Below are 13,525 nucleotides of genomic sequence, written 5' to 3'. Positions count from 1 at the left end.
TGGAAGAAAGACCAGTAAATTACTCAAGCTGAGTGACGCGCCGGTCCGTGAAATTGAGGCGGTGCGAAGCAAGGGCTTCCACCAATCCGCGCATTTCCGGCTCGCGGCTCAGCAAATCATCGAGCTCTGTCATCTGGTTCATGGCGATCAGGCGCAGGATGTCGTCACGGATTGTGCCGTCATCACGTCGAGGCAGATGTGCAACCGGCTGGATGAGTTCAAGCTTCGTTCCCTTGAGCCGCGCACGCAGACTTTTTTCGTCTGCATCCAGAGTTTCAACGAACGCATAAAGACCAACGCCCTTGGCGGGCAGCGAATATAGCGCAAGCGCCACGTCTTTCACGCGCGGATCAGACTTGAGGGCCGCCATGATGGCTGGGCCTTCATTGTCGATACGGTCGCCCGTGCCTTCACCATCCGACCAGTTGAAAATGCCGCGAGTGATGAAGTTGTAGACTTTTTTGCCGGTCGCGAGCCAGATACGTGATGGCAGCGAGCGCCGCGCGAGAATACGCTTTTCGGTCGGTGTCATCAGATCGGAAGCAAAGGCGCGTTTCTGCTTGATAAGGTGACGGAAGTCTTCATAGGCCAGCAGGCGATAGAAGGCACCGCGACGACGATGGACGCTTGCCAATTGGAAATCGATCACAGCTGCTTCGCCTTCTGGCGTCATCAACCAGTTTTGTGGCTTGGCAAGATCGTTATGCGTAACGCCCATACGGCGCATGTCGCGCAGAATGCGATGTGCTGTGCGATACCATTTGGGATCGGAAGGCCGCGCAAGATGCAGCGGTGTGCCATCCGTCCATGAACGATAGAGGCCGTCGCGATCAGTAAAAAGAAGCTGTGGAACACCTTCGATGCCGCGGACTGTTTTCAGGCCACGGATTTCACGTCGCGCCAAAATCCATGCCAGCGGCTTCGACCACCATGGAGCGGCGCTGACCACGCGGCGAATGATGCGGGTTTCGGGATCGCCCGCAAAATAGCCTGCGCGGGTCTCGGAAAAAACATCGCGCTTGAATACGGCGGTTTCCACAAACTCCGGTATGCGGTCGCCTTTTGCGGGTACATCAATATTCGGTTTCTGAGCCATAAGGCTCCACTAGCGGTTCATGCGCGATCAATCAAGTTTGATGGTGCGGGTAAGCGGTTGCATTCATGTGATTGAGGGCGCAAAAGAACTCACGCTAAATTTTGGGGAGATAATGCAACATGGCTCAGAGCGACGATATCAAGCAGATTATCCGACAGGAACAGGCGTTGATTTTCACGTCTTTCAACGAAAATGATGCGTTTTCTCTTGGCCATCGCATCCGTGATCTGGCCGTGAAGCAGAAGCTTTCAGTTGCTATCGACATTTCGCTTTGGGATCGCCGTCTGTTCTTTGCATCTACTGCCGGAACGACTGTGGACAACAGCGAATGGCTGCGCCGCAAATTCAATGTCGTGCGAAGGTTTCATGCGTCGAGCTATCGCCTTGTTCTTGAACAGAACCGCGACGACAAGATGTTTGCGGCCCACAAGGCGCTTGATGTTGCCGATTATGCTCTCGCGGGTGGCGGTTTCCCGATCAATGTGGCGGGTGCAGGGGTGATTGGAACAGCAATTGTTTCAGGTCTGCCGCAGAGAGAGGATCATAACCTGGTTGTGCGAGCCATCGCGGAGCATCTCGGCCAAGACCCCGTCGCACTGGCTTTGTCGGCAGCATAGAGCATAATTCCTTAAACTTGAATCGGTTTAGCGTAAAATTATGCTCTGATTTTAGAGTGTTAGGGCGCCTGGCGCTCTAATTTGAAATACGGAGAATGAACAATGTCGCTTCAGAATGTGGTTGCCCTTCAGCGTAATGAGGAGGGTATTGCTGCCGCAGTTGAAATCCTGAAACAGCGTTTTGGCGAACGCGCCCAGACCGGGCAGGCAATCCGCGAGCAGCATGGCCACACGACGACTTATGTGCCGACACAGGCACCTGACATTGTCATTTTTGCGCATAATACGCAGGACGTGCAGGAAGTCGTCCGCATCTGTGCTGAGCATAAGGTTCCGGTGATTGCCTTTGGTGCCGGTTCCTCGCTTGAAGGTCAGGTGAATGCGCCTGCGGGTGGTGTTTCGATTGATCTCACACAGATGAACCGCGTTCTGGCTGTTCATGCGGAAGATCTGGATTGCGTTATTGAACCGGGGATCACACGTCGCGAACTCAACGAGTATTTGCGCGATACCGGGCTTTTCTTCCCGATTGATCCGGGTGCGAACGCAACACTCGGCGGTATGGCCTCGACGCGTGCTTCCGGCACCAATGCGGTGCGCTATGGCACCATGCGCGAAAATGTACTGGCGCTCAAAGCCGTTATGCCGGATGGCCGTCTTATCGAAACGTCCAAGCGCGTGAAAAAGACAGCCGCTGGCTACGATCTGACACGTCTTCTGATCGGTTCGGAAGGGACGCTCGGTATCATCACCGAACTTACCTTGAAGCTCCAAGGTATTCCGCAGGCTGTTTCAGGCGGGATTTGCCCGTTTCCTGATGTTGAATCAGCGTGCCGCGCGGTGATTGAAACCATCCAGATGGGTATTCCGGTTGCGCGCATTGAGCTGGTCAACAAGCTTCAGATGGAAGCTCTGATCCTGCATTCCAAACTGCCTTATGAGGCCCAGCCATATCTGTTTGTCGAGTTCCACGGCACGGAAACCGGCGTCGCCGAACAGGCCGAAATCTTTGGCGAGATTGCCGCTGAAAATGGTGGCGGAGAATTCAGCTGGACCAATGATCCAGAAGAACGCGACCGGCTCTGGCGTGCGCGGCATGATGCCTATCTTGCGTCCTTCCTTCTGCGCACAGGCGCAAAGGGAGTCTCAACTGACGTCTGCGTGCCGATTTCGCGGCTTGCCGACTGTATTGCCGAGACAGAAAAAGATTTGGCTGAAAGCGCTCTGATTGCGCCAATCGTTGGCCATGTAGGTGATGGCAATTTCCATCTTCTGCTTCTGCTCGATACCGATGATGCATCGGAGATGGAGCGCGCCGAAGATTTCATGGATCGTCTGGTCCGGCGTGCAATTGCTATGGAAGGCACCTGCACGGGCGAGCACGGCATCGGGCAGGGCAAGATGAAATATCTTCCCATGGAGCTTGGTGAGGCGACTGATTATATGCGGATGATCAAGAAAGCGATCGATCCGGATAACATTATGAACCCCGGGAAAATTCTGATTTCCTGATTCAAATCAGCGTTTTGAATCGTCTTTTTGATAAGGTGATTCAATATCACCCATGAAACAGCCATGAATCGCTTCGGAGAAGGCAATTTGCCTTGTTATCGCCGGAACGATGCCGTTATGTTGCACCGATAAAGACCGCGTGATTCACCCTTTGTTTCATTCGGCGAACATTAAGTATTTTATCGGAGCTTCGTTTGGGCCGCATATTCGTCATCGTGGGTGGATTGCTGGTGCTGCTTTTGACTGCAGCGCTCGTCGTGCCGCCATTTGTCGACTGGAGCGGCTATCGGGCCGAGTTCGAACGTGAGGCAAGCCAGATCCTTGGCCGGCCGGTTCATGTGACAGGCGATGTCAGTGCTCGATTGCTGCCGTTTCCTTCGGTGGCTTTCTCCGATGTGCGTGTGGGGGCAGATGCCGAACATCCGGTAATGACTGTCGATACCTTCTCGATGGATGCCGAACTGATGCCGTTTCTGCGCGGCCAGTTACTGATTTTCGATATGCGCGTGGAGCGTCCGCAGGCAACAATTTCGCTTGATAAGGATGGCAAGGTTGATTGGGCAATTCGCCCGTCAACGCCGCTCGATCCGGCGAAGATCAAGGTTGAACGTCTTTCGATCACAGATGGCAAGGCGACACTGGTCGACAGAGCCAGTGGCCGTTCGCATGAAGCGACAGCGATTAATGCTGTTATGTCGGCCAATAGTCTTGCAGGTCCTTGGAATGCCAACGGTACCCTCAACATCGAAGGGCAAAAGCTCGCGCTCGATCTTAACAGCGGCGAAGCAAAGCCAGATGGTTCATTGCGTCTGCGCGCGCGTATTTCGCCCGAAGCTGTACCTGCATCGTTTGAAACCGACGGTGACATCACGCTCGATGATGGCAGATTGAATTATGCCGGTAATTTCTCACTGCGCTCTGCTGATGCGATGGCACCTGCTGCCAAAAACCAGAAGGCTCCAATCGAGAAGCCATTCTTCAGCGATCTTCGCGTTAGTGGAAAATTCGATGCAAACAAAAGCCGTTTCGATGCGAGCGAGTTTCGCATGGAGCAGGGGCCTGCCGACAACCCTTATGTTGTGAACGGCAAGGCGCTGATTGATTACGGTGATACGCCGCGCTTTGAGATCAGCGCTGATGGCCAGCAGATTTTTTGGGGTCCGGTCGATACGCAAGAGAGCCAAGCGGAAGTGCAGACCATTCCGATTGCCGATCGAGTCGCGATTGCCCGGCGAATACTGGAGCAATTGCCGATACCTGGCATGCCTGGCAATGTCGATTTGCGTCTGCCTGCGGTAATTGCAGGTGGTACCACAATTCGTTCCGTAACCGTCAGTGCGGAGCCTGATGGCAATGGCTGGAATATTCGCCAGTTCGCAGCCGACCTTCCAGGTCGCACCAAGGTTGAAGCCAAGGGCAGGCTTTCAGTGGGACGCGATTTCGGGTTCGCGGGTGATATGCTTGTGGCCTCACGTCAACCATCCGGTCTTGCTTCGTGGCTCAATGAAACAGTCGATGAATCGATCCACAAACTCGATGGCGTCGGTTTTTCAGGCAAAGTTGATCTGCGCGACGGAATGCAGAGCATCGATAATCTCGAAATCGGACTTGGCAAAACGACACTCAAGGGCAGTTTCTTGCGTCAGATAGCAGGTTCAGCTGAACCTGCTATCACTTTGCGCCTACAGGGTGGTTCTGTTGATAGCAATGCTTTGCGGGCGTTTACTGGTTTTTTCTCAGACGGCCACGGCATGGCCTCGCTTGATGGACAGGCGCTTGATATCGGCTTTAAAGCAGGCCCAGTCCAATATGAGGATATGGAAGCAGGCAGCGTCGATCTCGCTGTACGCGTGCATGGTGGCCGTTTTGATTTTGATCGCTTGATGATCAATGACGTCGCGGGCACAACCCTTACTGCAACCGGAACTTATGAGCCTTTTGCGACTGCGCCATCTGGCTCGCTGGATGCGACCTTGTTGTCTTCCGATCTTTCGCAATTCCTGACTTTGGCTGCGCATCGCCATCCGCAGGTTCCGTTCTTCCGCTCGCTTTCAGCGCGCGCGGATAACTATCCCGGCCTGTTCGAAGACACTGAAATCAACATCATCGCAAATGCGGTTGCACCGCCCAGCAACGTTGCCGCATCGGCAACCGCCGCGAGCAAAAATGCGGGCAAGGATAAAAGCGCGCGCACCAAAGAAGCGAACACAAAGACACCAGCCAAAGGTGGAGAAGCCTCGTTCAGTGTGACTGGCAAAGCGGGCGGGATGAAGCTTGATTTATCCGGAACAACGAGTGGTGGCAGCTCCGACAGTGATCCGATGCAAATGCAGCTTAATGGCACAGCATCGTCGCCGAATGGCGAGACAGTGCTTGCATTGCTGGGAGTTCCATCTTTGCCACTTGGCCTTGCTGGTGAATTGACCGCTGATCTGACGATGCAGGGTGCACCAAGCGCTGGTATGCGTACTCAACTCAAGCTTACCGCGCCTGACGGTAACGCGGTCGCCGATGGTATTCTTTCATTGGTTGGCGGCGATATTGCTGCGAGCGGCAAGGCTCAGTTGAAATCGGCCGATTTGCAGCCCTTCATTGCGACGGCCGGTTACACGCTTCCTGGTTTTGGGGAAGGGCTTTCTGCCGATCTCTCCAGTGATTTTCAGTTCGCAAAAGGTTTGCTGCGCTTCCCAAATTTCGCAGGAAAACTTGGCGGCGATGACATCTCTGCACGCATAGAGGCGAATTTTTCTGACAGTGGTCTGCCGCAGATCAAGGGTGAAGCAAAGCTTGCATCAATTGAGCTGGCGAGCCTTGCTGGGATCATGCTTGGGCAGGATGCGATAGAACCGACAAAAGCGCGTAAAGGGTCTGTGTGGCCGAAAAACACTTTTGCTGTTCGACCGTCATTGCCGTTGCTCATGGACATGAAACTGACCGCAGCCCAGGCGCATATGGATGGATTTGGAACAGTCAGTGATTTTTCCACGCGGCTGCAAAAAAGCATTGATGGGCTCACGCTTGGTGAACTGACTGGAAATTGGGCTGGTGGCTATCTGGTTGGTAACGTTTCGCTGCGCAATAACGACAAGACTGCGCTGTTGGCCTCTGACCTAAAATGGAGTGGTGCAGCACTTCAGGACTTCTACCATCTGCCAGATGGTGGCGTCCCGCTTGCCGGGACAGTGAAGGCCGCATTGTCGCTGAACTGTAGCGGCACAAGTGTCGCGGAGCTCGTGTCATCACTTGCGGGCACGGGAAGTGCAGATGTTGAAAACTTCGCCATCAACGGGCTTGATGCTGCTAGTTTCCCTGCGATGTTGACAGCAGCTGATACACTGGCAGATCAGCCTACAGGTGCCACGCAGATTGATGCGAAGCAGTTTGTGGCAATTGCCGATAAAGCAGTTGGCCAAGGGCAGTTTATTGCAGGCATGACCAGATTTGATTTCACCGTCGCCGGTGGCATCGCGCGACTTTCGCCATTTAGTTTGAGCGCTGGCGATGCGGTGCTTTCTGGTGACTTGCAGTTTGATCTTTCCACGCTTGCTTTGGGTGGTACTGGCAGCTTGTCTTTCAAAAACGCAGATAATGCTGAAGCTGATGGCGCTGCCAATTTGCGTTATTCAATCGGCGGCACTTATGACGCGCCTTCGGCTCAGTTTGATCGTCAGCCGCTGGTGCAATTCCTCACACAGCGTGCGCTTGAGCGTGAGCAGGAGCGCGTTGAAGCGATGCAGGCAAGCATCGTTGAAAAACAGCAGCTGCGTCGCCAACTTGATTTGCTTACTTCCGATGAACAGGAACGCGAGCGTGTGAAGCAGGAAGAGGAAGCGCGCAAAAAAGCTGAAGCCGATGCACGGGCGGAGGCCCAACGCAGGGCTGAGCAAATGCAAAATGATGGCGCTACCATACCTGTGCCAAGTGGTGGGGGAGCGCCTCTCAATGGCCAGAATGGTCAGTCGCTTAATGATTTCCTGAAGAGTCTAGAGCCTTCGCCAGATACGCAGCCCAGCCCACAAACTCAGCCTTAAATTAGGTTAATTTGTTACTGGCAGTTTGGCTTTAAGCCATTCAAGCGCATGAAGACGCAAAGCTGATGAAAGATTTATCATTCGGTCGCGTTGACTGTCGATTTCTGCGATGAGAGCGGCAACGGCCATCTCACGTTCTTGAGCTATCTCTTCTATGATTTCATAGAAAGGGTCCTCCAGCGTGTAGCTGGTGGCATGTCCACGAATGCTGACGGAATGCTTGCGAAGCCGGGCAGAGACACTCACGCTCCGTCATCCGGTTTCTTGCTCGGCTCCAGCCGATTGAGGGTGAGGAATTTTTCAGCTTTTCGCGTTTCTTCTCGCGCGAATTCTTTCTCGGCTTTCGTGCGTCCATGAAGAATACGGTTCTGCTCGGCCTGCTGTTCTTTCGACTGGCGAGCCTTCTGTTTCTTGAACTGGCGCAGATTGACGATATCGCTCATGAAAGCCTGTTATTCGATTAGTGGGTTAGGTTTGTAACCGCCCCTGTTATTTTTTTGGCGTTCTGGGGTTTGTAAACCACCAGATGGCCAATGACAGCACAACAAGCATAAGCAAGCCGAACGTCATTTGCCAGAGCGGAAAATTCGGCTCATCCTTTGCAACGAATACCGCAGCAATAAGCCCGCTGAGCCACAAGACTGCCTGTGCAATTAAACGCAGCATAAAACCACCATCCAAATCGTTGCCAATATTTGTATAATTATCGCCTAATTGTCCGTATGCCTTGATTAAAGTCAATTGGGCAAAAAATCTGGCTTATGGGAAGGTCGCTTTTAAGCGCAAATGAAAACGCCAGAGAGGAAAACCTGCTCTGGCTCTGATCTCATAAGGAAGGTTTAAGCTTACTTCTTGCGGAAAGAATCAAGCGAAACGACATCCGCAGATGGTTTAGATTCTGCATCATCGCCTTCTGACGCTTCGTTTTCCTTGGCGGCTGCATCTTCCTTTTCCGCAGCAGTTTTGCGCGGTTTTGACTTCGGCTTTTTGGCCGGGGCTTCTTCAGAAGAAATCAGCTCAATCGAAGAAATATTACTGCCTTCGTCATTGTCACTGGTCGGCTGGACGACGGACACGTCGAATTCCAGCTCGAAGTTCACGGAAGGATCGTAAAAGCCGCGGATAGCCGAGAACGGAACGGTCAGCTTTTCAGGGACATCACCGAAGGACAGACCAATCTCAAAAAGCTGGTCTGTCACTACCATATCCCAAAACTGGTGCTGTAAAACGATCGTCATCTGCTCAGGGTATTTTTCCTTGAGGCGCGATGAAATGCGCACACCAGGCGCTCCCGTCAGGAACGTGATGAAGAAGTGGTGGTTTCCAGGCAAGCCAGTTGACGCGACCTCCGCAAGAACCTTGCGAATGACGCCGCGGAGGGCTTCCTGAGCCAAAATATCGTAACGGATCAAATCCTGTACCATGATTTGCTTATCCCACGGATTCGCGGGTTGATGTCAAGTTTGTTCTCAATTGAATTGAAAATTATATCGTGAAAAAGCTCAACTCCCACGAGGGTGGGACTGTAAAAGCAATCAAGGCGCGAATGTGAAGGGGGAGGAAGACCTAAGCGCGTTTGCCAAATGCCATCAGAAACGTCCGGACACCATTGATCGAGCTTTTCTCGATAATGCTATCATCCACACTTTGGCCTGTCAGGAGGTGGTAGTGAATGTCAGCATTGATAAGTGCCAGATAATGGCGAGCGGCGAGGTCCGGATCCTCAATCTGCAAGTCGCCGGCAAGCGCAAGACGAGCCAGATGAGCGGCAATTGCTGGCACGGCTTGTGCGGGGCCGCGATTACTGCAAATATCGCTTTTCAACGGCAGAGCATCTTCGTCGGATTGAAAAAGTTTGCGAAGGAAAACAGTAGAAGAGTCATAAACGCAGCTACGACTCATCCTGATGGAAAATGAGATCAGAGCCTTTTCCAGATTTTCGCCCGACTGCGGAAAAGTGGCTAAAACAGCGAAAAGGCTAGCAGTCATCCGGTCAAAGGCATCATCAACGACAGCAGCAAGTAGTGCTTCCTTGTCGCGATAATGATTATAGATCGTCTGACGGGATACTCCGGCTTCGCTGGCAATGAGATCTATGCTCGCACCTTGAAACCCATCGCGGTAAAAGACGCGGGCTGCAGCGCAAAGAATGAAGTCACGCTTCATGCATTGCCCCGGTTTCACTGCCGCAGAATTCATCCCTTTCGAAAGGGTGGCACGTCTGTCCGGCAGAACGGCTATATCGAGCATGTCAGTAGGTTTCATATTCATAACATAAGACGACTTGACGGTTTGGACAATAGTGTCTAATTTTACACTCGTGTCAAAACGGTTTTGACATCTCGTCCATTATGCGGATTGCTACACTGTTTTTAAAGGCTGCGATATCCGGTTGGGGGCCGGTTTGTCACAGATATAATTGAAAATATTCAGCGATAACATGTGGATAGACATCCGGTTGCGATATTTCGACCCTGACCTGCCATCCTCCCAAGCGATGACCCGGGGCCGAAATCGTAACAGGCGACTCACGAAACATTGATGAAAGTGCTCCCCCCATGAGTTCAGGCACCCGTTTAGGATCCTCATCTGGCTCTGCTACTTCCGGTCTCGTGCGCAACGCAATTATTCTGGGTCTTTTGTCAGCAATAGGCCCGTTTGCGATTGATATGTATCTGCCAGCATTGCCGACGATTGCGACTGATCTGCGCGCCGAAACCGGTGCAGTTCAGATGAGCCTTCTGGCATTTTTTATCGCTTTGGCGATTGCACAGCTATTTTGTGGCCCGTTGTCTGACATGGTGGGGCGCAAGGTGCCTCTTTATGGCGGACTTATTTTGTTTGCGATCGGCAGCGTCGGGTCGGCTTTAGCGACCAATATTGATGTCCTTGTGATGTTCCGCTTCCTTCAGGGCCTTGGAGCTGCTGCCGGTACGGTGATCCCGCGTGCTGTGGTGCGTGATCTCCATACAGGCGTGGATGCTGCACGATTAATGTCGCTGCTCATGCTTGTGTTCTCGATTTCACCGATCCTCGCGCCTTTGAGTGGCTCGGTGCTTATTGATTTCTTTGGTTGGCGCGGCGTGTTCTGGGCGGTGCTTGTCGCAGCTCTTGTCGGCATCGTGCTAGTTGCAACAGCTCTGAAAGAAACGAGAGGGGCCGAAGCGCGTCTTGAAAGTAATCTCAGCAGCGCATTGCGCGGCTATGGACGCCTGCTCAAAGATCGTTACTTCATGGGGCTGGCTGCCATTGGTGGGTTCGGTATCGCTTCTTTCTTTGTCTATCTGGCTAACTCGTCGTTCATTTTGATCGACCATTATGGCCTGACCAGAAGCCAATATGCTGTGGCATTCTCAGTGAACGCGGTCTCGTTCTTTAGTGTCTCGCAGCTCAATGGTGTTTTGGGTGCCCGTTTTGGGCTGCGCCGCGTGATGCGCGTGGCGGTATCGGGATTTGCCGCTGTTATGCTTGCGATGTTCGCTGCCGTGCTAATGGGCCATCATTCGCTTTGGCTAATCGCCAGCTTCCTGTTTGTCGGTTACGGTTTCCTTGGTCTGGTTATCCCGACAACTGCCGTGCTGGCACTGGAAGACCATGGTGAAATTGCGGGAACTGCCTCAGCACTTTTGGGAACACTGCACTTTGTGATTGGCGGTATCGCAATTGGTATCACAGGTGCTTTCTTCGATGGTTCTGCACTGCCAATGATAGGCGGAATCGCCGCCTGTGCCGTGACGGCTTTCCTGCTTGCGCTGATTGTTTTCTCGCGCAAGACAGAGCCGGATACAGAAGCAGCAATAGTCTAAAACAGAACGGCTTCAGATTTTCTGGAGCCGTTTTCATTTAAGCCGCTGTAATTTTGTAGAGAAGTGGAGGCTTCTGTTGCCAGGTGCCTCCGAACCCCGCCTTAAGGTGCTAACCCTAAGGGCTTTAGAGTGGGTTTCCCGCACCGCCATTAGGCAGCGAGAGCGTAACCCTGAGCTTTGTTGTCATTTGCAACTACTCAATTGACCCGATAACGGTGGTATCATGCCGAGCAAAAGAGCGATCTTTACACCCTTGTCGATCCTATTTCGCCCCCGCCGCAGCGCAACTCGCTTTTAATGCTTCTTGCGTTGTGGTGGAGGCGCCGGGTACCGCCCCCGGGTCCAATAGGTTTATTACATCGTCCATTTATCACCATAGTCAGCTTGCGCTGACACGCCGTATATAGGCGTCCTTCCCTTCGATTGGAAGGGGGTAGTTATGATTTAACAGGTTGTTCGCCGATCTTGCTCTTCGCTTTTAGCGTTCATTTTTATTGACAGTCAGCGCAGGCTGGTCAATCCTCACTCCACTACCGGTGCATGCTGGATAGAAACAGAAATATCCAGCTGTGGCGGAGGTTTAATCGGGGCAGATACCCAATCTAAGGAGAGTGGATATATGAGTGACTATCTCGCGGATGTCCGTCGTTATGATGCTGGCGCTGATGAAGCCGCTGTCGAGAAGATCGTAAAGCATCTCGGCATTGCGCTGCGCAATCGCGATTCCTCTCTAGTTTCAGCAACCGATCCGGAAGAACTCAAGCGCGTGCGCGATAGCTGGGTAGCGAAGAAGCTCGGTGTCGCCGACGCTGCCAAGGCTGAAGAAGTGGTCAACCATGTAGCTGAAGTGATGAAGGGCGACCGCAACAAGCACCGCGTCACCTTCTATTATCTCGTCGCAAAGCAGCTTGGTAAGCTCGGCGACCTCTGATCCATTCACTCCCTTGTGGAGTTTGAAACCTCGGTGCCTCGTCGCACCGAGGTTTTTCTTTATAGTGGTCCTAAAGCGAATCGGACTCGGAAAGTTTCCCTATGCGTACCTATCTCGACCTTCTCCAGCATGTGCTCGACAATGGCGTTGACCGTGGCGACCGTACAGGAACGGGTACGCGTTCGGTTTTCGGTTATCAGATGCGGTTCAATCTGGCCGAAGGGTTTCCGGTTCTAACCACCAAAAAGCTGCATCTGCGCTCAATCATTCATGAGCTGCTGTGGTTTCTCAAAGGCGATACAAATATCGCCTATCTTAAGGAAAACGGCGTTTCGATCTGGGATGAATGGGCCGATGAGAATGGCGATCTCGGCCCTGTCTATGGCTATCAGTGGCGCTCATGGCCAGCCCCGGATGGCCGCCACATTGATCAGATTGCGAATCTTCTCAAGATGTTGCGTGAAAATCCTAATTCACGACGTCTGATCGTATCTGCATGGAATCCGGCGCTTGTTGATGAGATGGCGCTGCCGCCATGCCATTGCCTGTTCCAGTTCTACGTGTCTGATGGCAAGCTTTCCTGCCAGCTCTATCAGCGTTCGGCAGATATTTTCCTTGGGGTTCCTTTCAACATCGCATCCTATGCGTTGCTGACGATGATGATTGCGCAGGTTGCGGGCCTTGAGCCGGGAGACTTTGTGCATACTCTTGGTGATGCGCATATCTATTCCAATCATTTCGAGCAGGCGCGTTTACAGCTGACCCGCACGCCAAAAGCATTGCCGACCATGCGGATCAATCCGGATATCAAAGATCTGTTTGCCTTCCAATTCGAAGACTTCGAACTGGTGGGTTACGAAGCTGATCCGACGATCAAAGCTCCGATCGCGGTGTAAGATATGACTGCTCGAAATCCGATTGTATCGATCATTGTGGCTGCTGCGGAAAATGGTGTCATTGGCCGCGACAATGACATGCCTTGGAAACTGTCTACCGATCTCAAGCGCTTTAAGGCACTCACACTTGGTAAGCCGGTGATTATGGGGCGGAAGACATGGGAATCTATTGGTCGGCCTTTGCCGGGGCGCCCAAATATCGTGATAACGAGAGATGCGAATTTTGCAGCCGACGGTGCTCAGATTACTGCTTCGCTCGAAGATGCAATCAATCTCGGCCGCAAGCTTGCAATAGAGCTGGGTGTCGATGAAGTCTGCATTATTGGTGGTGGCAAGATCTATGCGCAGGCGCTACCATTGGCCGATAAGGTGCATCTGACGCGCGTTCTGGCCACAATTGATGGTGACACGTATTTCCCAGAAATCGATTCGGATATCTGGCAGGTAATTTCGAGTGAAGACGTGCCTGCAGGCGAAAAAGATAGTCATCCAACACGCTATATTCAGTACGAACGGCGTGTTGCGTAAATTATAACGCAGGAAATTTGCCGCCTCACGTTGAAAGCGGCCCTCGCGATGCCTATAAAACGGTAACATTAGTTGATGACGGGAGGTGGCGCTTGCTTTCCCGTCTCC

13 protein-coding genes and 1 other RNA gene are annotated in these 13,525 nt (G+C 52.6%); 7 read left to right on the top strand and 7 right to left on the bottom strand.

Translation table 11 applies throughout. The features are described from left to right. Positions 1–19: 19 nt before the first annotated feature. Positions 20–1,096 (bottom strand): serine/threonine protein kinase, encoded by a 1,077-nt coding sequence (locus CEV34_RS02085; RefSeq protein ID WP_007875734.1) that lies wholly within the window; start codon positions 1,094–1,096, stop codon positions 20–22. 119 nt (positions 1,097–1,215) lie between these two features. Here CEV34_RS02085 and CEV34_RS02080 point away from each other — a divergent pair, with 119 nt between their 5' ends. The 3 genes from CEV34_RS02080 to CEV34_RS02070 all read left to right on the top strand — a co-directional run bounded on the left by CEV34_RS02080 (position 1,216) and on the right by CEV34_RS02070 (position 7,256). Next, on the top strand, positions 1,216–1,713 hold the full coding sequence (locus CEV34_RS02080) for a heme-degrading domain-containing protein (protein WP_007875732.1): 498 nt from the start codon (positions 1,216–1,218) through the stop codon (positions 1,711–1,713). A 102-nt stretch (positions 1,714–1,815) separates the two neighbouring features. Then, on the top strand, positions 1,816–3,225 hold the full coding sequence (locus CEV34_RS02075) for an FAD-binding oxidoreductase (protein ID WP_094543178.1): 1,410 nt from the start codon (positions 1,816–1,818) through the stop codon (positions 3,223–3,225). Positions 3,226–3,419: 194 nt separating this feature from the next. Further along, entirely contained in the window at positions 3,420–7,256 is a 3,837-nt protein-coding gene (locus CEV34_RS02070) for an AsmA family protein (RefSeq protein ID WP_007875724.1), read from the top strand. Between the two features lie 6 nt (positions 7,257–7,262). Here the strand turns inward: CEV34_RS02070 and CEV34_RS02065 are convergent, their stop codons facing one another. The 5 genes from CEV34_RS02065 to CEV34_RS02050 all read right to left on the bottom strand — a co-directional run bounded on the left by CEV34_RS02065 (position 7,263) and on the right by CEV34_RS02050 (position 9,527). Further along, a complete protein-coding gene (locus tag CEV34_RS02065) occupies positions 7,263–7,502 on the bottom strand; it encodes a ribbon-helix-helix domain-containing protein (RefSeq protein ID WP_007875722.1) in 240 nt (79 codons plus the stop codon). Then, complete coding sequence (locus CEV34_RS02060) at positions 7,499–7,699, bottom strand: DUF4169 family protein (RefSeq protein ID WP_007875721.1); 201 nt, start codon at positions 7,697–7,699, stop codon at positions 7,499–7,501. The genes CEV34_RS02065 and CEV34_RS02060 overlap by 4 nt, the downstream gene beginning before the upstream one ends. Positions 7,700–7,745: 46 nt before the next feature. Further along, positions 7,746–7,997 (bottom strand): hypothetical protein, encoded by a 252-nt coding sequence (locus CEV34_RS26630; protein WP_143853296.1) that lies wholly within the window; start codon positions 7,995–7,997, stop codon positions 7,746–7,748. 104 nt (positions 7,998–8,101) lie between these two features. Continuing rightward, positions 8,102–8,680, bottom strand: a complete 579-nt coding sequence (locus tag CEV34_RS02055; RefSeq protein WP_007875719.1) for an SspB family protein — start codon at positions 8,678–8,680, stop codon at positions 8,102–8,104. Positions 8,681–8,822: 142 nt separating this feature from the next. Then, a complete protein-coding gene (locus tag CEV34_RS02050) occupies positions 8,823–9,527 on the bottom strand; it encodes a TetR/AcrR family transcriptional regulator (protein WP_231195843.1) in 705 nt (234 codons plus the stop codon). A gap of 287 nt (positions 9,528–9,814) precedes the next feature. Between CEV34_RS02050 and CEV34_RS02045 the strand changes: the two genes are divergently transcribed. Continuing rightward, positions 9,815–11,062, top strand: a complete 1,248-nt coding sequence (locus tag CEV34_RS02045; RefSeq protein WP_007875717.1) for a multidrug effflux MFS transporter — start codon at positions 9,815–9,817, stop codon at positions 11,060–11,062. A gap of 62 nt (positions 11,063–11,124) precedes the next feature. On the opposite strand, the gene ssrA is transcribed toward CEV34_RS02045, so the two are convergent. Continuing rightward, positions 11,125–11,495, bottom strand: a transfer-messenger RNA (tmRNA) gene (gene ssrA, locus CEV34_RS02040). A 186-nt stretch (positions 11,496–11,681) separates the two neighbouring features. On the opposite strand from ssrA, the gene CEV34_RS02035 reads away from it, so the two are divergent. The 3 genes from CEV34_RS02035 (at position 11,682) to CEV34_RS02025 (ending at position 13,417) form a co-directional block, all read left to right on the top strand. Beyond that, positions 11,682–11,993, top strand: a complete 312-nt coding sequence (locus CEV34_RS02035) for a DUF2853 family protein (RefSeq protein WP_007875715.1) — start codon at positions 11,682–11,684, stop codon at positions 11,991–11,993. Between the two features lie 101 nt (positions 11,994–12,094). After that, positions 12,095–12,889, top strand: coding sequence for a thymidylate synthase (locus tag CEV34_RS02030; RefSeq protein WP_007875713.1), 795 nt, complete (start codon positions 12,095–12,097; stop codon positions 12,887–12,889). Between the two features lie 3 nt (positions 12,890–12,892). Continuing rightward, complete coding sequence (locus tag CEV34_RS02025; RefSeq protein ID WP_007875712.1) at positions 12,893–13,417, top strand: dihydrofolate reductase; 525 nt, start codon at positions 12,893–12,895, stop codon at positions 13,415–13,417. The last annotated feature ends 108 nt before the right edge of the window (positions 13,418–13,525 follow it).

It is taken from the genome of Brucella pseudogrignonensis, assembly GCF_002252525.1.
Taxonomy (GTDB): Bacteria; Pseudomonadota; Alphaproteobacteria; order Rhizobiales; family Rhizobiaceae; genus Brucella; species Brucella pseudogrignonensis.
Note: the sequence above shows the minus strand (reverse complement) of the source record. Positions and strands in the feature narration are given on the sequence as shown.